This is a genomic window from Novosphingobium olei, from assembly GCF_012927405.1.
GTDB classification, from domain to species: Bacteria; Pseudomonadota; Alphaproteobacteria; order Sphingomonadales; family Sphingomonadaceae; genus Novosphingobium; species Novosphingobium olei.
This window is the reverse complement of record NZ_JABBGM010000005.1, coordinates 302393-319190: the sequence shown is the minus strand read 5'-3', so window position 1 is coordinate 319190 and position 16798 is coordinate 302393. Positions and strand designations below refer to the sequence as shown.

The following is a 16798-nucleotide window of genomic DNA, read 5'->3' as shown; positions in this document are numbered from 1 at the left end:
TGCGTCACTTGGTGCCGGCCGAAGCCATTACCGGATGGACGACGTCGCCCGGGTTGAGGAAGCCGCCGGCACGCAGGACCACGCGTTCGTTGCCCGACAGGCCCGTGCGCACGACGATGCCCTGCGGGGTCACGTCGCCCGTGGTGACGGCACGCCGCTCGACCTTGTTGTTGCCGCCGACGACGTAGACGAACGCGCCCGTCTGGTCGGACAGGATCGCGGATTCGGGAAGGACCGGCGCGGTCACCGTGCCGCTCTTGATCTGCGCGCTGGCAAAGCCGCCGGGGCGGAGCGCAGCATCGTAAGGCAGCGCGATGCGCGCAATGCCTTCGCGCGTGGTGGTGTCGATGGTCGGCGAAATCTGCCAGATGCGACCGGGGAACGCCCGGCTGGTGCCCACCGGGGTGACGTCGGCCGCATCGCCCACCGCCAGCTTGGCAAGATCGTTTTCGGCGAGACGCGCCTGCATTTCGAGCTCGCCGTCCTTGGCCATGCGGAACAGCGTTCCCGACGCAGGACCGACGATCTGGCCGGGTTCGACGCTGCGGGTCAGGACGAAACCGGATTCGGGGGCGACCACGTTCAGGCGGGCGGTGCTCGCCTGCAACTGCCCCAGCGATGCGCGCGCGACGCCGACCTGCGCCACCGCTGCATCGCGCGTGGCGGTCAGGCGATCGATGTCAGCCTTGGAGATGAAGCCCTTTTCGACGAGCTTGAGAGCGCGATCGAGGTTGGCCTGCGCCAGCCGGGCATTGGCGACCTGCACCGCAACGTTGGCCGACTGGCCAGCGATCTGCTGTGCCTGCACCGCGCGATCGACCACCGCGAGCACCTGGCCCTTGCGAACCCAGGTACCGGCATCGACCAGAACGCTGATCACGCGCCCACCTTCGCCGGCGATGCCCACCGGCATGTCGCGCCGCGCGGCGATCGCGCCGCTGGCGTTGATCACGCCTTGTACAGTGGTGCGCCCGGGCGCCACGACGGTGACGGTCTGCGCCTGCGCGCCGGCCTTGTCGGCATCGGCAGCAGCAGGATTCCGGTGCATCAGGTAATAGGCGAGCCCGAGAGCCAGAACGATGATCAGTCCGGCAATGAGCTTGCGGCGATCAGGGCGCGCAGGAGAAGCATCCTCATCGCCATGGTCGACGATGAGCGGTTCAGCCCCGGCAGATGCAATCCTCGTCTCGTAATTCATGTTGTCCACGTGCCTTCGCCCCGCGCGGGCCAGTCCGGACCATGGTCCGGTTCATCCGGACGTCATGGTGTGTTATCGCAATGATACACCGGCCGCAAGCGACCCGCGCCGCCCCCCATGGCGTATGTTGTGGTTGCAATAGACTTCGATCCGACCAGTTGCAATTCCGCCTCGACGAAGGACTTGCGCGGAATTGGCAAGTGTTGCCCGGTTGCATCTGAAATCGTTGTGACCGACCCACGAAAAAGCGGAACGGCCGCTGCCCGGAAGGGTAGCGGCCGTCGATGCGATCACGAATTGAGGTCGAAGTGAGACCGTTGCGTCAATACTTCAACTGGCGCTCGTAAAGATCGCGATAGTGCTGGATGCGCGTGACGCGCAGGCCCTGCATGCCCGAGCGATCGACCGCGCGCTGCCAGGATGCGAACTCCTCGAGCGTCAGTCCATAGCGCTGGCACACCTCGTCGATGGTCAGCAGGCCGCCATTCACGGCGGCGACGACTTCGGCCTTGCGGCGCACGACCCAGCGGGTGGTGCTCGGCGGCGGCAGGCTCTCGAGCGTCAAGGGCTCTCCGAGCGGTCCGATCACCTGCGAAGGCCTGATTTTCTGGTTCTCGATCATGGCTTTTCTCGTCGGGACGGGCTGTCAGTGGGCGATTTGCGACTTGTTACTGTATGGCTCCACGGTGTGCCGTCATCGTCTTTGCCATTTCCTGAAGGGGAAAGGTTAACCCCTTCTTCACGATCGGTCGTTCCGGGTGGTATCACGATGTCCCGAAGCAATTGTGCGGCAGGTCGATGGAAGCTTGCCGGAGCACCGCCCGTCACCATGGGCACGCCGGCCAGAGCCTGCACCTCCCGCCGCAAATCCTGCGCGGCGACGAGTCGGGCGCACAAATCCGACCAAGCCAGCGGCCGCAGCCCCTGCGCATCGGTCGGAGAATCGCCGCCCCAGACATCGTTGAATCCCAGATCCATGCGAGGGGCATAACCCCAAGACGGATAAGGCGAAGTAAATCCGGCATTTACCGGTGGTTAGTTTTTTCGCTTAGCCCCCGTTTACCCATGCGACGCAAGAATCCGCCTGCCATTGCGGGCAAAAGCGCCTAAGGCGCGGGGCATGTCCGGCCTCTCTCTCGCTACCGCGCCCGAAACCCTGTTCGACCTTGCCGGTCCCGCCTCTGCCCGCCGCATCGTCGTCGCGATGTCGGGTGGCGTGGACAGTTCGGTCGTGGCCGGAATCGCCGCGGCCAGCGGGGCGGAAGTGATCGGCATCACGCTGCAGCTCTACGACTATGGCGCGGCGACCGGCCGAAAGGGCGCCTGCTGCGCCGGGGACGACATCCGCGACGCGCGCGCCGTGGCCGACCGGCTCGGCATCGCGCACTACGTCTTCGACCACGAATCCAGCTTTCGCGAGGATGTGGTCGACCGTTTCGCCGACGATTACCTCGCCGGGCGCACGCCGATCCCGTGCATCCGCTGCAACATGGGGCCCAAGTTCACCGATCTGCTGGCCATGGCGCGTGACCTTGGCGCGGACTGCCTTGCAACCGGCCACTATGTCCGCCGCGTCACCGGCCCCGCCGGGCCCGAACTGCACCGTGCGCTCGATCCGGCGCGTGACCAGTCCTACTTCCTCTATGGCACGACCGAGGAACAACTCGCGTTCCTGCGCTTTCCGCTGGGCGGCCTGCCCAAGCCGGAGGTTCGCGGTCTTGCCGGCGAACTTGGCCTTTCCGTCGCGGCAAAGCCCGACAGCCAGGACATCTGCTTCGTGCCCGACGGCGACTATGCCAAGGTGGTCGCCAAGGTGCGGCCCGAAGGCATTGCCGGAGGCGATATCGTGCACGCGGCGACCGGTGAGGTGCTGGGGCATCACGCCGGCGTGATTCACTACACCGTCGGCCAGCGTCGCGGGCTCGAGATCGGTGGCCAGCCCGAGCCGCTTTATGTCGTCGCGCTCGATGCTCCGGCGCGGCGCGTGCTGGTGGGCCCGCGGGCGATGCTGGCGGTGGGGCAAGCCACTGTCACCGAAACCAATCGCATCGGCCCGCTGCCCGAAGGGCCGCTGACCGCGAAGGTGCGATCGCTGGCCAAGCCGGTGCCGGTCGAACTGGTCGGCCCCTTCGGCGGCGGCGCCACGACCACGCTGCGCTTTCTCCAGCCCGAATTCGGCGTCGCCCCCGGCCAGGCGGCGGTCGTCTACGCCGGCGACCGTGTTGTCGGCGGCGGGTGGATCGACGCTACGAAGCCTTGGGCGGCCTAGCTTACTTCCACGGCTGCAGCACGCAGCCCCAGCCTTCGCGATAAGTGGCGGTCTGTTTGGCGAGCAGCGGAAACCGCGCGGTGACGCTCTTCGCATCGTTGTCCTCGGACAGCGAAACGAGGCCCATGCCCGGTTCGAAATCCTTGCGGCAATCGCTGAGCGAGCGCCCTCCGGCATAGCGGCAGGAACAGCCGACCCGCGCACCGTACGAGGCTCCCGCAATCGCGTAGCCATGCAGCGGCTTCCAGAAGAAGCCGATCAGCGCGCCCGCGCACACGATTAGGGCCAACGCGATGCGCGAGGGCCGGAAGCTGCGGCGCGGCGGACGGGCATAGGCGGGATGTGGCGCGCTTGTGGGTGAACGTACTTCGACCATTGCCTTGCCGGTGCGATCGGGGAAGAAGGGCGGCGGCCATGTCCCGCCTCTCCCTTGCCCTTATCGCCCCGCTCGCACTGGGGCTAGCCCTGTCTGGCTGCAACCGCGCCGGTGAAGGCCCGCCGCCGCTGTCCGAACAGGCGTTGGCGGCGATCAACGATGCCCCCGGCGTGCCGCGCGAAAAGCTGGCACGCGCGGTCGATGCGCTGTTTGCGGAAGATTCTCCGGGCGAGACGCGGGCTGTTATCGTCATGCACGAAGGCCGGATCGTCGCCGAACGCTATGCCCCGGGATATCACGAAAATACCCGCTTCGTGTCCTGGTCGATGGCCAAGACGATCACCGGCGTGATGATCGGCATGCTGGTTTCCGACGGCCGCCTGCGTCTTGCCGAATCCGCGCCCGTGCCGCAGTGGCAGCGCCCGGGCGACCCGCGCGGCGAAATCACGCTCAAGCAGCTTCTGCAGATGCGTTCGGGCCTTCGGCATGTCGAGGCGGGCGATCCTCCGTACGAATCGGACGAAGTGCGCATGCTGTTCCTCGATGGGCGCGACGACATGGCCCGCTATGCCGAGGACCAGCCGCTGGCGCACGAGCCGGGATCAACTTTTCAGTATTCCACCGCCACCAGCGTGATCCTCGCCGATCTTGCCGCGCGCGTGCTGGCGAGCGAACCGACCCCGGAAGGGCGCCGCCACGCCGTGACCGATTATCTGCGCACGCGGCTGTTCGAACCGGTCGGCATGCGATCGATGGTGCCCGAATTCGATGCGGCCGGCACGCTGATCGGCGGCAGCCTGATCGATGGCACCGCGCGCGATTGGGCGAAGTTCGGCGAATTCCTGCGCAACAAGGGCGCAGTGCGCGGCAGCCAGCTGATCCCGCGCCAGTGGATCGAATTCATGACCACGCCCTCGCCCCGCGAAAAGGCCTATGGCGCGCAAGTCTGGCTCAACCGCACGCCGACCGCCAAGACCGAGCCGTTGTTCCCGGATCGCGGCCCGCGCGACCTTTTCGCGTGCGAGGGCCATCTCGGCCAGTACGTGCTCGTCTCTCCCAGCCGGAAGCTGGTGGTGGTGCGGCTTGGCAAGACAGAGGATTCGCAACTGCGCCCGGTGGTCGATCGCCTGGCCGATATCGTCGCGCTTTACGCCAAGGGCTGAATTGCCGGGCCCTCGCCCGGCGCGCCCTGGACCAGCACCGCCGGGCTTTCCCCGTTGGGTCCCGGGGACAGCAGGTCCTGCGCGCCCATCGGCAGTTCGTCGACCAAGCCTTCGGGATCGGGGTGGATCAGCACCTCGACACCCGGAAACTCGGCCATCAGCTTCTCCTCGATCTCGTCCATCACGCGGTGGGCTTCGGTCACGGTCATCCGTCCATCGACCCAGACGTGAAACTGCACGAAATCGCGATTGCCGCTGGTGCGGGTGCGCAAGTCGTGCAGGCCCTTGAGTTCGGGATGCTGGGCCACCACGGCCAGGAATCGCTCGCGCTTCTCGAGCGGCCATTCGTGGTCCATCAGCTGCTCGATCGCCTCCTGCGATGCGCCCCATGCCCCCCAGGCGAGCCACAGCGCGATGCCGAACGCGAAGGCCGCGTCGGCGCCCGGAATGCCGAAGTTCTTGTCCAGCAGCAGGGCTGCGATCACGGCGAGGTTGAGGAACAGGTCCGACTTGTAGTGCACATTGTCGGTGCTGATCGCGAGGCTGCCGGTCTTGCGGATCACGTGCCGCTGGTAGGCAAGCAGCGCCACCGTCGCCGCCATCGCAATCGCCGAGACGATTACGCCGCTTTCGGCCTCGGCCACCTGGCTTCCGGCCACGAACTGGTTGACCGCGCGAAAGGCGAGACCGATCGCCGAAATCGAGATCAGCACCACCTGGAACATCGCCGCTAGCGCTTCGGCCTTGCCATGGCCGAAGCGATGGTTGTGATCGTCGGGCATGGCGGCGACCCACACGCCGAGCAGCGTCGCCAGGCTGGCGACGAGATCGAGCGCGGTGTCGGCGAGGCTGCCGAGCATCGCCGAAGAGCCGGTCGAGATGACCGCCCAGACCTTCATCCCCGCCAGCAGCGTCGCCACCGCGATCGAGGCGAGCGCCGCCTTGCGGTTGAGATCGCCGTGGTTTGCGCTGGTGGTCATGTCCATGGGGCAGGCCTTACGGGTAGAGCAGGCTGGAGGTCCACCCGCCTTTGCCATCGGCAACAAAGCGGCGGCGTTCGTGCAGGCGATAATCGCGGTCCTGCCAGAACTCGATCGCCGTCGGCGCCACCCGGTAACCCGACCAGTGCGCGGGGCGCGGTACGTTGCCGTCGGGATACTGCGCGCGCAGGGCAGCGACGCGATCGAGATAGACCTGCCGGTCAGGCAGCGGGCGTGACTGGTCCGATGCCGCGGATCCCAAGCGCGATTCGGGATGGCGGCTGGCGAAATAGGCGTCGGCTTCGGCCGGAGTCACCTCCGCGATCGGCCCTTCGATACGCACCTGGCGGCGCAGCGACTTCCAGTGGAACAGCAGCGCAACGTGGGGGTTGGCCGCCAGTTCGCCGCCCTTGCGGCTGTGGAAGTTGGTGTAGAAGACAAAGCCGTCGGGCCCGTGCCCTTTCAGCAGCACCATCCGCACCGAGGGAAGCGCATCGCGGGTCGCGGTGGCGAGCGCCATGGCGTTGGGATCGTTGGGCTCGCTCTCCTTGGCCTGCGCGAACCAGGCCTCGAAGATGGCGAACGGATCGGCGTGGGGGATGGCGTCGGTGGTCTGTTCGGTCACGGCTGAAGTTCCTGGGTGCCAAAGATGCGAGATCGATGAAGCGGCCTTGGGTTCCCGCCATGATCGCCGCCATGACCGGCGTCAATGACAGGCAGATCGCGCCTGCGCCACAGGCCCATCAGGACATTGCACGATCAAACCGGTGGAGCACGCGTCGCAAGGCTTGCGACGTTCCGGCCACGATCCTAGCTAGAAAGCCATGGCAGACCCTTATTCCATCCTTGGCGTGGCCCGCAGCGCGAGCGAGAAGGACATCAAGTCCGCGTATCGCAAGCTGGCGAAGGAGCTTCACCCCGACCGCAACCAGGACAATCCCAAGGCGGCCGAACGCTTCGCCGAGGTGACGGGCGCCTACGACCTGCTGTCGGACAAGGACAAGCGCGCACGCTTCGACCGGGGCGAGATCGATGCCGCGGGCAATCCCACGGCCCCGTTCGGGTTCGGCGGCGGCAGTGGCGGCGGCGCAGGATTTGGCGGACGCGGCTTCGGCAACCAGAGCGGCTTTCGCCACGACGGCGGGTTCGAGGCGGGCGGCGCCGAAGGGATCGACCTGGGCGACATCTTCGAAGGCCTGTTCGGTGGCGGGCGCGGTGGCGGTGCCGCCGGCGGGTTCGGCGGTGGCGGCTTTTCCGGCGCACGGCGCGGCCCGGCGCCCAAGGGCGCCAACGTCACCTACCGGCTGCAGGTTCCGTTCGTCGACGCCGCTGCGCGCAAGCCGCAGCGCATCACGCTTGCTGACGGCAAGCCGATCGACCTCAAACTGCCCGCCGGCGTAGAGGACGGCCAGCAGATGCGGCTTGGCGGCAAGGGCGAAGCGGGACCCGGCGGCTTTGGCGATGCGATCGTCACGATCGAGATCCAGCGCCATGCTTTCTTCGTGCGCGATGGCGACAACATACGGCTGGACCTGCCGATCACGCTCGACGAGGCGGTCAACGGCGCGAAAGTGAAAGTGCCCACCGTGGAAGGCGCGGTGATGCTGACCGTGGCCCCTGGCAGCTCGAGCGGGCGTACGCTGCGGCTCAAGGGCAAGGGCTTCACGCGCAAGGATGGAGAACGCGGCGACCAGCTGGTAACGCTCCAGATCGATATTCCTGCAGATGATCAGGACCTTAAAGCCCGTCTCGCGGGTTGGAGCGACACGCGCAACCCGCGCGACCGCCTTGGAGGATGATCATTGCGCGAGGATCCCGTCACGGCTCCGGGGTCCATCCCGGATAGCGGCCCGGTGGCCGCGAGCGATACCGACGTGCCCGCCGATGCCTATCCGCTGGTCGAAGTGCCCGATCTTTCGCCCGAAGCCCGCCGGCGCGAAGCGCTGCGCTGGCGCGAAGGGCTGGCCGAAGCGCGCGCCGGTGCGCGCGAACATCTTGGGCCCGGCAGCCGCGCGTTCGAAGTGATCAAGCGCGTCTGGTCGGGCGTGATCAACGACGGCTTCATCCATGCCGGCAACTTCGCCTACATGGTTCTGATTGCGCTGTTCCCCTTCTTCATCACCGGCGCAGCGCTTTTTTCCATTGTCGGCGAATCGGGACAGCGCGCCGCCGCGATCAACACCGTGCTGATCGCACTGCCCCCCGTCGTGGCCAACGCGCTGGACCCGGTGGCGCGCGGCGTGATTGATGCACGCAGCGGGGGCCTGCTCTGGCTGGGCGGGCTGGTCGGGCTGTGGACGGTCGGCAGCCTAGTCGAAACCATCCGCGACGTGCTGCGGCGCGCCTATGGCACACGCTGGGAGCATGCCTTCTGGCGCTACCGCCTGATGTCGACCGGCCTGATCATCGCCTCGGTCGTGCTGATCCTCGTTTCGATTGCGGCGCAAGTGCTGATCGGCGCCGTGCAGGAAGCGATCACTGCGTGGATGCCGCAATTCGGCGATCTGGTGAACGGCCTCGCGCTCACCCGGTTCGCGCCTGCGCTGGTGCTCTACGGCTCGCTCTGGCTGCTGTTCATCTCGCTGACGCCCGGCGCCTATCGCGGCAGGCAGTACCCGAAATGGCCGGGCGCGCTGTTCGTCACGCTGTGGTGGATCCTCGTGACGACGATGCTGCCCAAGGCGTTGCGCCATCTTTTCGCCTACGATCTGACCTATGGCAGCCTTGCCGGGGTGATGATCGCGCTTTTCTTTTTCTGGCTGGTCGGCTTAGGGATGGTGGTAGGCGCCGAACTCAATGCCGCTCTTGCCGAAACGCCGGAAGAGCAGGACATGCTGGGCCAGGCCGACGATCGATTGAGGGCTGAGCGCGCGCGGGCGGATCGGACGCGCGGGCAAGCCGACGAACAAGGAGCGCAGGAAAGCGCATGACCGGATTGATGCAGGGTAAGCGCGGCCTGATCATGGGCCTCGCCAACGACAAGTCGCTGGCCTGGGGGATCGCCAAGCGACTGCGCGAACAGGGTGCGGAGCTCGCCTTTTCCTATCAGGGCGAAGCGCTGGAAAAGCGCGTGCGGCCGCTGGCGGCCAGCCTCGACAGCGACTTCCTGATCGATTGCGACGTGTCGGACATGGCCGCTCTCGATGTCGCGTTCGACACGTTGAAGGCGCGCTGGCCGACGATCGACTTCGTGGTCCACGCGATCGGCTATTCAGACAAGAACCAGCTTCGTGGCCGCTTCTACGACACCACGCTCGACAACTTCCTGATGACGATGAACATCAGCGCCTACAGCCTGGTGGCGGTGACGCAGCGCGCGATCCCGATGATGCCCGAAGGCGGATCGATCCTGACGTTGACGTACTACGGCGCGGAAAAGGTCGTGCCCCACTACAACGTCATGGGCGTGGCCAAGGCGGCGCTGGAAACCAGCGTGAAGTACCTTGCCAACGACTGCGGGCCGCAGGGCATCCGCGTCAACGCGATTTCGGCCGGCCCGATCAAGACGCTTGCTGCCAGCGGCATCGGCGATTTCCGCTACATCCTGAAGTGGAACGAGCTGAACAGCCCGCTGCGGCGGAACGTGACGATCGAGGACGTGGGCGGCGCGGGGCTCTATTTCCTGTCGGACCTGTCCTCGGGCGTGACCGGCGAAGTCCACCATGTCGATGCGGGCTACCACACCGTGGGCATGAAGCAGGAAGATGCACCGGACATCGCGCTCGGCTGAACGAATCGGGGACCGGTTTCGCGCCTCCCCGATCACGTCGGCGCCCAGCCACAAAAAAGGCCGCCCGAAAGGCGGCCTTTTTCATGTCAGGCAAAGTCCCTGCCGATCAGTTGTCTGGGCCGATCAGCTGTCCGAGACGATCAGCTGTCCGAGACGATCAGCTGTCCGACAGGCCTTCGGCGCGGCGCGCTTCGAGCCAGGCCTGCGCCTCGGCTTCCTGCGCGGCTTCCGAAGCGGCGCGGCTCTGCGCTTCGCGCTCGGCGCGCAGCTCTTCGATCAGCGCATCGCGGTCCGAACCAAGGCGGATGTCGGCAACGCCGTCATCTTCCTCGATGCCGGCACGCTTGGCCGCCTTGGCCACCAGCCCGTCGAGTTCGCGCTGCGAACACAGGCCCAGCGTGACCGGGTCCTTGGGGTTGATGTTCGCGATGTTCCAGTGGCTGCGATCGCGAATCGCGGCGATGGTGTTGCGCGTCGTGCCGATCAGCTTGCCGATCTGCGCGTCCGAGATTTCGGGGTGGTTGCGCAGGATCCAGGCGATGCCGTCGGGCTTGTCCTGGCGCTTGGACACCGGCGTATAGCGGGGGCCCTTGGTGCGGCTGACCGACAGCGGCGCCTTCTGCATGCGCAGCTTGTAGTTGGGATTCGCCTGGCCCCGGTCGATTTCGGCCTGGGTCAGTTCGCCCGAATGGACCGGATCGCGACCGGTGTACTTCTGGCCGGCGAGGTCGTCGGCCATGGCCTGGACTTCAAGGATGTGCAGGCCGCAGAATTCGGCGATCTGCTCGAAGGTCAGCGCGGTGTTGTCGACGAGCCAGGACGCCGTCGCGTGCGGCATCAGCGGGTACGTGGGCTGGGTGCTCACGGGACATTCTCCGGAAAGCGGAAACAATAAGGGCCGCCCCTCGCGGAGCGGCCGTCACCGCGACGATGTAGGCCACGCGGGGCTTAACGGCAAGGCAAAAGCGCGAAGAGCCGTGGCCGGCCCCCGCCTCGTTCGACTCCTGCCACGGCTTCGGGCCTGCCGCGAACCGCCGATGGGACCGGCGACTCAGCCCCGCGCGTCGAGCACGATCTTGCCGATATGGTCGCCCGCTTCCATCCGCGCATGGGCCGCAGCCGCATCGCTGAGCGCATAGGCGCGATCCATCACCGGACGCAGTTCGCCCTCCTCTACGAGCGGCCAGGCCTGCGACAGGATTTCCTGCGCAAGCAGCGCCTTGAATTCGTTGGAGCGCGGCCGCAGCGTCGATCCGGTCAGTGTCAGGCGGCGGCGCATGATCTCGGCCATGTTGAGTTCGGCCTTCACCCCGCCCTGCACCGCGATGGTCACGTGCCGGCCATCGTCGGCCAGGCACTTGAGGTTGCGCATGACATAGCTGCCGGCGACCATGTCGAGCACGAGGTCGACTCCGCGCCCTTGCGTGATGCGGGCAACTTCCTCGACGAAGTCGGTCGCCTTGTAGTCGATGGCATGAGCCGCGCCGATCTCGAGCGCCTTGGCGCACTTGTCGGCCCCGCCGCAGGTGACGATCACGGTCAGCCCGAAAGCCTTGCCCAGCAGCGTCGCCATCGAGCCGATCCCGCTGGTGCCGCCATGGACCAGGATCGTTTCGCCTTCACGGGCAAAGCCGCGCTCGAACACGTTGTGCCACACGGTGAACAGCGTTTCGGGAAGCGCGGCCGCCTGATCGAGCGGCAGGCCGTCGGGCACGGGAAGGCAATGCGCCGCCTCGGCCAGGCAGTATTGCGCATAGCCGCCGCCCGACACCAGCGCACAGACCGCTTGCCCGGGCAGCACTTCGGTGACGCCATCGCCCAGCGCCACGACCTGCCCGGAAATCTCGAGCCCGGGAATCGGAGAAGCGCCGGGCGGCGGCGGATAGAACCCCTGGCGCTGCACCACGTCGGGACGATTGACGCCGGCAAAGGCCACCTTGACCAGAACCTGACCGGGGCCTGGGACGGGCACCGCGAGCGATTGGGGGACGAGCACTTCGGGGCCGCCGGGCGCTTCGAAACCGATGGCGGTCATCGTCGGTGGAACCGGCTGCATCGTACCCCTGAATCCCTTTGCCGCGACCTGCGTCTGCCCCTTTGTGAGCAGTACCCACGCACCCGGTTGACAGCAAGCAGGTTGACGCCACATTGTGCACCGCAATGGACCTTGACGAGCGCCCGCGCCCCAAGGGGGATCTGGCCAGCCAGCTGGCCACAGAAGCGCTCGACCCGTTGAGCCGCGACGAACTGGACGAACGCGTCCGCCTGCTCGAACGGGAAATCGCCCGCACCATCGCGCACCGCGACAAGGCCAGCGCGCATCGCGCCGCCGCCGACGCGCTGTTTCGATCACCGCCGGACGGATCGGCGCGATAATGGTGGCCGCCCTTCACCTTGCCGGGCGGCATCCCCATATCCCACAAGTAACGCCTTTTGCCTGCACGGCATCGGGTGCCGCACATGCCCCTGGTTTAGCTGCCGTTAAGCACAAGCATGTTCATCTCCCGCAAGGGAATTTCCCCGGAGGCCGGCCCGCCGGCACCCCCAGAAAGTAGGTCTATGCCAAGTTTCGCCCAGAGCCTTGAGAAGACGCTTCACGCCGCGCTCGGTAACGCTTCCGAGCGCAGCCACGAATACGCGACTCTCGAGCATCTTCTTCTCGCGCTGATCGACGATCCTGATGCGGCGCAGGTCATGCAGGCCTGCGGCGTGGATCTCGGCGACCTGGGCGATGTGGTGCGCCAGTACCTCGACCAGGAATACCAGTCGCTCAAGACCCAGGAAAAGGCCGATCCGCAGCCGACCGCCGGCTTTCAGCGCGTGATCCAGCGCGCCATCCTGCACGTACAGTCGTCGGGCAAGGACACCGTCACCGGCGCGAACGTGCTGGTGGCGCTGTTCTCCGAACGCGACAGCTATGCGGTCTATTTCCTGCAGCAGCAGGACATGAGCCGGCTCGACGCGGTGAGCTACATCAGCCACGGCATCGGCAAGGGCGGCCGGCAGGTTGAAAACCGCAATCCCAAGGGGGCCGAGGAAGAGGCGCCCAAGCAGGAGGAAAAGGCCGAGGCCAAGGGCTCCAAGAAGGATTCCGCGCTCGACCAGTTCACCGTCAACCTCAACGAGAAGGCGCTGGGCGGCAAGGTCGATCCGCTGATCGGACGCGGGCCGGAGGTCGATCGCACCATCCAGATCCTGTGCCGCCGGTCGAAGAACAACCCGCTCTATGTGGGTGATCCGGGCGTGGGCAAGACTGCCATCGCCGAAGGCCTCGCGCGCAAGATCGTCGAAGGCGAAGTGCCCGAGGTGCTGAGCGAAGCGGTGATCTATTCGCTCGACATGGGCAGCCTGCTGGCTGGCACGCGCTATCGCGGCGATTTCGAGGAGCGGCTCAAGCAGGTCGTCTCGGAGCTCGAGAAGATGCCGCACGCGATCCTGTTCATCGACGAGATCCACACGGTGATCGGCGCCGGTGCCACCAGCGGCGGCGCGATGGATGCCTCCAACCTGCTCAAGCCCGCGCTTTCGGGCGGGACGATCCGCTGCATCGGCTCCACCACCTACAAGGAGTTCCGCAACCACTTCGAGAAGGACCGCGCGCTGCTGCGGCGCTTCCAGAAGATCGACGTGAACGAGCCGACCGTCGAGGACACGATCAAGATCCTGAAGGGTCTGCGCACCGCGTTCGAAGAACACCACAAGGTCAAGTACACGCCCGAGGCGATCAAGACCGCGGTCGAACTTTCCGCCCGCTACATCAACGACCGCAAGCTGCCGGACAAGGCGATCGACGTGATCGACGAAGTCGGCGCGATGCAGATGCTGGTGCCGCCTTCCAAGCGGAAGAAGACCATCACCGCGCGCGAGATCGAACAGGTCATCGCGACGATGGCGCGCATCCCGCCCAAGTCGGTGTCGAGCGACGACAAGAAGGTGCTCGAACACCTCGAACGCGACCTCAAGCGGCTCGTGTTCGGGCAGGACAAGGCGATCGAGGTGCTGTCCAGCGCCATGAAGCTCAGCCGCGCCGGCCTGCGCGATCCCGACAAGCCGATCGGCTCGTTCCTGTTCAGCGGCCCCACCGGCGTAGGCAAGACCGAAGTCGCTCGCAGCCTTGCCCAGATCATGGGCATCCCGCTGCAGCGCTTCGACATGTCCGAATACATGGAGCGCCATTCGGTCAGCCGCCTGATCGGTGCGCCTCCGGGTTATGTCGGCTTCGACCAGGGCGGTCTGCTCACCGATGCCATCGACCAGCAGCCGCACTGCGTCCTGCTTCTCGATGAAATCGAAAAGGCGCACCCCGATCTGTTCAACATCCTGCTGCAGGTGATGGACAACGGGCGCCTGACCGACCACCATGGCAAGACGGTGGACTTCCGTAACGTTGTCCTGATCATGACCACCAATGCGGGCGCATCGGACATGGCGCGCCAGGGCATCGGCTTTGGCGACGTGTCGAAGGCCGACGCGGGCGACGAGGCGGTGAAGAAGATGTTCACCCCCGAATTCCGCAACCGTCTCGATGCGATCGTGCCGTTCGGCTACCTGCCGCCCGAAGTCGTCAGCCGGGTCGTGGACAAGTTCATCCTCCAGCTGGAACTGCAGCTGGCCGAACAGAACGTCCACATCCAGTTCGACAGCGACGCGCGCGCCTGGCTCGCCAAGCGCGGCTATGACAAGCTCTACGGGGCGCGGCCGATGGCCCGCGTCATCCAGGAACGGGTCAAGAAGCCGCTCGCCGAGGAACTGCTGTTCGGCAAGCTCGCCAACGGCGGCGAAGTCCACGTCAGCCTCAAGGGCGAGGACGAAGGCCTGTCGTTCGAACTGACGCCAGCCGCGCCCAAGCTCGTCAAGAAGAAGGCGCGCAAGGGCAAGGCGGGCGACGCCGCGGCCGAGGAGCCCAACGCCGACGAGGCGTGAGCTTCACCGACGCACGAAAATGAAGAGGGCGGCGCCGATGGTGCCGCCCTTTTTCGTTTGATCGCGCTACTTGCCGACCGGCGGTATCGGCGGATGCGGCGCGTCCCACTCCGCCCGGTCGATGAAGCCGTCGTCGTTGCGGTCCAGCAGCCCGAAGCGGGCGTTGGCAAACGCCATCCATTCCGCCAGCGTCAGCTTCCCGTCGTGATCGGCATCGGCAATCGCCATCAGCTTGTCGGGAGTCAGCCCGTCGATATCCGCCAAGGCTGGCGCGGCAGCCTTCAGCTCGTCCATGCTGAGATTGCCGTCGTGCTCCATGTCGATCATCTCGAACAGCGCCTGCGCGGCCTGCGCGTGCTCGGCCGAGGAAATGCGCCCGTCGTGATCGCGGTCGAGCGTGTCGAACCCTGCCATGGGATGGGCATCGCCCGGAACCGCCGTCACCGCCGGCATCGGCGGGGCGACGACCGGCGCGGTCTCGCTGGCGCTGACGTCGGGGCCGGTCTGCTTCTGCTGGCCGCAGCCCGCGAGCGAAAAGGCGCAGAGCGCAACGGACAGAAGCGCGGCGGTTCGCATTAGGGGCATTGGTCGTCTCCGTGGCAGGCGGGATCGGCGGGGCGCACGATAGCCGCAGATCCTGAACGCGCCCTGTCCTTCCCCGATCCATGCATCCGTTTCGGGTCTTCGGGGAAAGGCCGGCGGGACTGCCGGTGGGGCCTGTCCGACGGGTAGCTCCCAAACGGGTGGCTGGAACGAATCGCACCTTGCGGCCATTGCGTGCACATGGTTGCCGACTTCGCGTGGATCAGGCCCGAGCCCTATGGCATCCACGTGGTGCCGGCCGATGCGTGGATCGATCCCGCCCGCCCGGTCGATACCGCCCTTGTCACCCACGGCCATGCCGACCATGCCCGCGGTGGCCATGGCCGCACCATCGCGACGCCCGAAACGCTCGCCATCATGCAACTGCGCTATGGCGTCGAGGCGGAGAACGAAGTCCGCGCGGCGCCTGTGGCCTATGGCGAGACGCTGCGCCTGCCCGGCGGCGTCGATGCCACCTTCGTGCCCGCCGGCCATGTCCTGGGTTCGGCGCAGATACTGCTCGAACATGCCGGCGAACGCGTGGTCATCACCGGCGACTACAAGCGTCGGCCAGACCCCACCTGCCCCCCGTTCCAGCCGGTCGCCTGCGATGTGTTCATCACCGAGGCGACCTTCGGCCTGCCCGTCTTCCGCCATCCCCCGATCGCGGGCGAGATCGCGCGGCTGACCGATGCGCTGGTCGCCAATCCCGGGCGCTGCGTACTCGTCGGCGCCTATGCCTTGGGCAAGGCGCAGCGGCTGATCGCCGAAGTGCGTGCGCATGGTTACGATGCGCCGATCTATCTGCATGGCGCTATGGAGCGGATGTGCCGGCTCTACGAAGACCACGGCGTCGATCTGGGCGAGCTGCGCGCCGTGGCCGGCGTGCCCAAGGGCGCGCTCGAAGGGCAGATCGTGGTCTGCCCGCCGTCTGCACTCAACGATCGCTGGAGCCGGCGCCTGCCCGATCCGATCACCGCCATGGCATCCGGCTGGATGCGCGTGCGCCAGCGCGCCCGGCAGCGCAACGTGGAGCTGCCGCTGGTCATCTCCGATCACGCCGATTGGGACGAACTCACCGCCACGATCGCGGAAGTGAATCCCGCCGAAACCTGGATCACCCACGGGCGCGAGGAAGCGCTGCTGCGCTGGTGCCAGCTGGGCCAGCGAGCGGCGCGCGCGCTGGCGCTGGTCGGCTACGAGGATGAGGATGACTAGCCTGCGCCATCCTCACCGCCACGGTCGGCCGAAGGCTGCGTCCTATTTAATCGCAGCCAGATCGCGCTCGACCTTGGCGAGCACTTCGCCGGAAAGCACACCTTGGCTCAAAGGTGCGAGCTGCCGCAGCGACATCCCTTTGATCTGGTCGAACATCGGATGCTCGGTAATCTTGGGAAAATACGCATCGATCACCGCCTTCGGAGCGGGATGGGCCAGCAGAACTTCGATCGGTGTGTCGAGGTCATACTTCCGCCAATCCTGCGCGCTGACGGGCGTCATCGGCACTGCCGCCAGGGGAGCGGCAAGCGCCAGAACAAATGCACACGCACGAAACGTCATGAGGGCAACTCCTGCCT

The 16798-nt window shown here is 66.4% G+C and carries 18 protein-coding genes; 8 read left to right on the top strand and 10 right to left on the bottom strand.

What is annotated here, in order from left to right; genetic code table 11:
• Positions 1-4 precede the first annotated feature (4 nt).
• From HHL27_RS13515 to HHL27_RS13505, 3 genes are all read right to left on the bottom strand, one after another.
• Positions 5-1198 carry an efflux RND transporter periplasmic adaptor subunit gene (locus HHL27_RS13515; protein WP_169494012.1) on the bottom strand — a complete coding sequence of 398 codons (1194 nt, stop codon included), beginning with the start codon at positions 1196-1198 and terminating at the stop codon, positions 5-7.
• A 322-nt stretch (positions 1199-1520) separates the two neighbouring features.
• Positions 1521-1820 carry a CtrA inhibitor SciP gene (gene sciP / locus HHL27_RS13510; protein WP_169493941.1) on the bottom strand — a complete coding sequence of 100 codons (300 nt, stop codon included), beginning with the start codon at positions 1818-1820 and terminating at the stop codon, positions 1521-1523.
• Complete coding sequence (locus tag HHL27_RS13505; RefSeq protein WP_169493940.1) at positions 1817-2176, bottom strand: hypothetical protein; 360 nt, start codon at positions 2174-2176, stop codon at positions 1817-1819. Before HHL27_RS13505 ends, sciP begins: the two co-directional genes overlap by 4 nt.
• A gap of 142 nt (positions 2177-2318) precedes the next feature.
• Here HHL27_RS13505 and mnmA point away from each other — a divergent pair, with 142 nt between their 5' ends.
• A complete protein-coding gene (mnmA, locus tag HHL27_RS13500; protein ID WP_169493939.1) occupies positions 2319-3467 on the top strand; it encodes a tRNA 2-thiouridine(34) synthase MnmA in 1149 nt (382 codons plus the stop codon).
• 1 nt (position 3468) lies between these two features.
• On the opposite strand, the gene HHL27_RS13495 is transcribed toward mnmA, so the two are convergent.
• The gene (locus tag HHL27_RS13495) at positions 3469-3843 is read right to left on the bottom strand and encodes a hypothetical protein (RefSeq protein ID WP_240959758.1); all 375 of its coding nucleotides are present in this window, start codon (positions 3841-3843) and stop codon (positions 3469-3471) included.
• Positions 3844-3881: 38 nt separating this feature from the next.
• Here HHL27_RS13495 and HHL27_RS13490 point away from each other — a divergent pair, with 38 nt between their 5' ends.
• Entirely contained in the window at positions 3882-5006 is a 1125-nt protein-coding gene (locus HHL27_RS13490; protein WP_169493938.1) for a serine hydrolase domain-containing protein, read from the top strand.
• Here the strand turns inward: HHL27_RS13490 and HHL27_RS13485 are convergent.
• Both HHL27_RS13485 and pdxH read right to left on the bottom strand, forming a co-directional pair.
• Positions 4991-5992, bottom strand: a complete 1002-nt coding sequence (locus tag HHL27_RS13485; RefSeq protein ID WP_169493937.1) for a cation diffusion facilitator family transporter — start codon at positions 5990-5992, stop codon at positions 4991-4993. The two genes, HHL27_RS13490 and HHL27_RS13485, sit on opposite strands and share 16 nt — an antisense overlap.
• A gap of 10 nt (positions 5993-6002) precedes the next feature.
• Positions 6003-6611, bottom strand: a complete 609-nt coding sequence (pdxH, locus tag HHL27_RS13480) for a pyridoxamine 5'-phosphate oxidase (RefSeq protein WP_169493936.1) — start codon at positions 6609-6611, stop codon at positions 6003-6005.
• A 199-nt stretch (positions 6612-6810) separates the two neighbouring features.
• Here pdxH and HHL27_RS13475 point away from each other — a divergent pair, with 199 nt between their 5' ends.
• Genes HHL27_RS13475 through fabI form a run of 3 tightly spaced genes read left to right on the top strand, consistent with a single transcriptional unit; the run spans position 6811 to position 9716 of the window.
• Positions 6811-7785 (top strand): DnaJ C-terminal domain-containing protein, encoded by a 975-nt coding sequence (locus HHL27_RS13475; protein ID WP_169493935.1) that lies wholly within the window; start codon positions 6811-6813, stop codon positions 7783-7785.
• Between the two features lie 3 nt (positions 7786-7788).
• A complete protein-coding gene (locus HHL27_RS13470) occupies positions 7789-8916 on the top strand; it encodes a YihY/virulence factor BrkB family protein (RefSeq protein WP_169493934.1) in 1128 nt (375 codons plus the stop codon).
• Positions 8913-9716 (top strand): enoyl-ACP reductase FabI, encoded by an 804-nt coding sequence (fabI, locus tag HHL27_RS13465; protein WP_169493933.1) that lies wholly within the window; start codon positions 8913-8915, stop codon positions 9714-9716. Before HHL27_RS13470 ends, fabI begins: the two co-directional genes overlap by 4 nt.
• Positions 9717-9873: 157 nt before the next feature.
• Here fabI and HHL27_RS13460 read toward each other — a convergent pair whose 3' ends face one another.
• Together HHL27_RS13460 and HHL27_RS13455 are read right to left on the bottom strand one after the other, a co-directional pair.
• The gene (locus HHL27_RS13460; RefSeq protein WP_169493932.1) at positions 9874-10581 is read right to left on the bottom strand and encodes a cell cycle transcriptional regulator TrcR; all 708 of its coding nucleotides are present in this window, start codon (positions 10579-10581) and stop codon (positions 9874-9876) included.
• 186 nt (positions 10582-10767) lie between these two features.
• A complete protein-coding gene (locus HHL27_RS13455) occupies positions 10768-11772 on the bottom strand; it encodes an NAD(P)H-quinone oxidoreductase (protein WP_240959755.1) in 1005 nt (334 codons plus the stop codon).
• Positions 11773-11876: 104 nt separating this feature from the next.
• On the opposite strand from HHL27_RS13455, the gene HHL27_RS13450 reads away from it, so the two are divergent.
• Together HHL27_RS13450 and clpA are read left to right on the top strand one after the other, a co-directional pair.
• Positions 11877-12092 (top strand): DUF1192 family protein, encoded by a 216-nt coding sequence (locus HHL27_RS13450; RefSeq protein WP_169493931.1) that lies wholly within the window; start codon positions 11877-11879, stop codon positions 12090-12092.
• A gap of 183 nt (positions 12093-12275) precedes the next feature.
• Complete coding sequence (gene clpA / locus HHL27_RS13445; RefSeq protein ID WP_169493930.1) at positions 12276-14639, top strand: ATP-dependent Clp protease ATP-binding subunit ClpA; 2364 nt, start codon at positions 12276-12278, stop codon at positions 14637-14639.
• A 66-nt stretch (positions 14640-14705) separates the two neighbouring features.
• Here the strand turns inward: clpA and HHL27_RS13440 are convergent, their stop codons facing one another.
• Entirely contained in the window at positions 14706-15224 is a 519-nt protein-coding gene (locus HHL27_RS13440; RefSeq protein WP_169493929.1) for an EF-hand domain-containing protein, read from the bottom strand.
• A gap of 198 nt (positions 15225-15422) precedes the next feature.
• Here HHL27_RS13440 and HHL27_RS13435 point away from each other — a divergent pair, with 198 nt between their 5' ends.
• Positions 15423-16439 (top strand): ligase-associated DNA damage response exonuclease, encoded by a 1017-nt coding sequence (locus HHL27_RS13435; RefSeq protein ID WP_169493928.1) that lies wholly within the window; start codon positions 15423-15425, stop codon positions 16437-16439.
• Positions 16440-16481: 42 nt separating this feature from the next.
• Here the strand turns inward: HHL27_RS13435 and HHL27_RS13430 are convergent, their stop codons facing one another.
• Complete coding sequence (locus tag HHL27_RS13430) at positions 16482-16781, bottom strand: hypothetical protein (RefSeq protein ID WP_169493927.1); 300 nt, start codon at positions 16779-16781, stop codon at positions 16482-16484.
• Positions 16782-16798 lie beyond the last annotated feature (17 nt).

What these genes read in the sequence shown, in the direction of transcription:
- HHL27_RS13435 (WP_169493928.1), top strand. Translation starts at nt 15,423, where the DNA reads ATGGTTGCCGACTTCGCGTGGATCAGGCCCGAGCCCTATGGCATCCAC.
- sciP (WP_169493941.1), bottom strand. Translation starts at nt 1,820, where the DNA reads ATGATCGAGAACCAGAAAATCAGGCCTTCGCAGGTGATCGGACCGCTC.
- HHL27_RS13505 (WP_169493940.1), bottom strand. Translation starts at nt 2,176, where the DNA reads ATGGATCTGGGATTCAACGATGTCTGGGGCGGCGATTCTCCGACCGAT.
- HHL27_RS13515 (WP_169494012.1), bottom strand. Translation starts at nt 1,198, where the DNA reads ATGAATTACGAGACGAGGATTGCATCTGCCGGGGCTGAACCGCTCATC.
- HHL27_RS13495 (WP_240959758.1), bottom strand. Translation starts at nt 3,843, where the DNA reads ATGGTCGAAGTACGTTCACCCACAAGCGCGCCACATCCCGCCTATGCC.
- HHL27_RS13430 (WP_169493927.1), bottom strand. Translation starts at nt 16,781, where the DNA reads ATGACGTTTCGTGCGTGTGCATTTGTTCTGGCGCTTGCCGCTCCCCTG.
- HHL27_RS13440 (WP_169493929.1), bottom strand. Translation starts at nt 15,224, where the DNA reads ATGCCCCTAATGCGAACCGCCGCGCTTCTGTCCGTTGCGCTCTGCGCC.
- HHL27_RS13450 (WP_169493931.1), top strand. Translation starts at nt 11,877, where the DNA reads ATGGACCTTGACGAGCGCCCGCGCCCCAAGGGGGATCTGGCCAGCCAG.
- HHL27_RS13475 (WP_169493935.1), top strand. Translation starts at nt 6,811, where the DNA reads ATGGCAGACCCTTATTCCATCCTTGGCGTGGCCCGCAGCGCGAGCGAG.
- mnmA (WP_169493939.1), top strand. Translation starts at nt 2,319, where the DNA reads ATGTCCGGCCTCTCTCTCGCTACCGCGCCCGAAACCCTGTTCGACCTT.
- HHL27_RS13490 (WP_169493938.1), top strand. Translation starts at nt 3,882, where the DNA reads ATGTCCCGCCTCTCCCTTGCCCTTATCGCCCCGCTCGCACTGGGGCTA.
- fabI (WP_169493933.1), top strand. Translation starts at nt 8,913, where the DNA reads ATGACCGGATTGATGCAGGGTAAGCGCGGCCTGATCATGGGCCTCGCC.
- clpA (WP_169493930.1), top strand. Translation starts at nt 12,276, where the DNA reads ATGCCAAGTTTCGCCCAGAGCCTTGAGAAGACGCTTCACGCCGCGCTC.
- HHL27_RS13455 (WP_240959755.1), bottom strand. Translation starts at nt 11,772, where the DNA reads ATGCAGCCGGTTCCACCGACGATGACCGCCATCGGTTTCGAAGCGCCC.
- HHL27_RS13485 (WP_169493937.1), bottom strand. Translation starts at nt 5,992, where the DNA reads ATGGACATGACCACCAGCGCAAACCACGGCGATCTCAACCGCAAGGCG.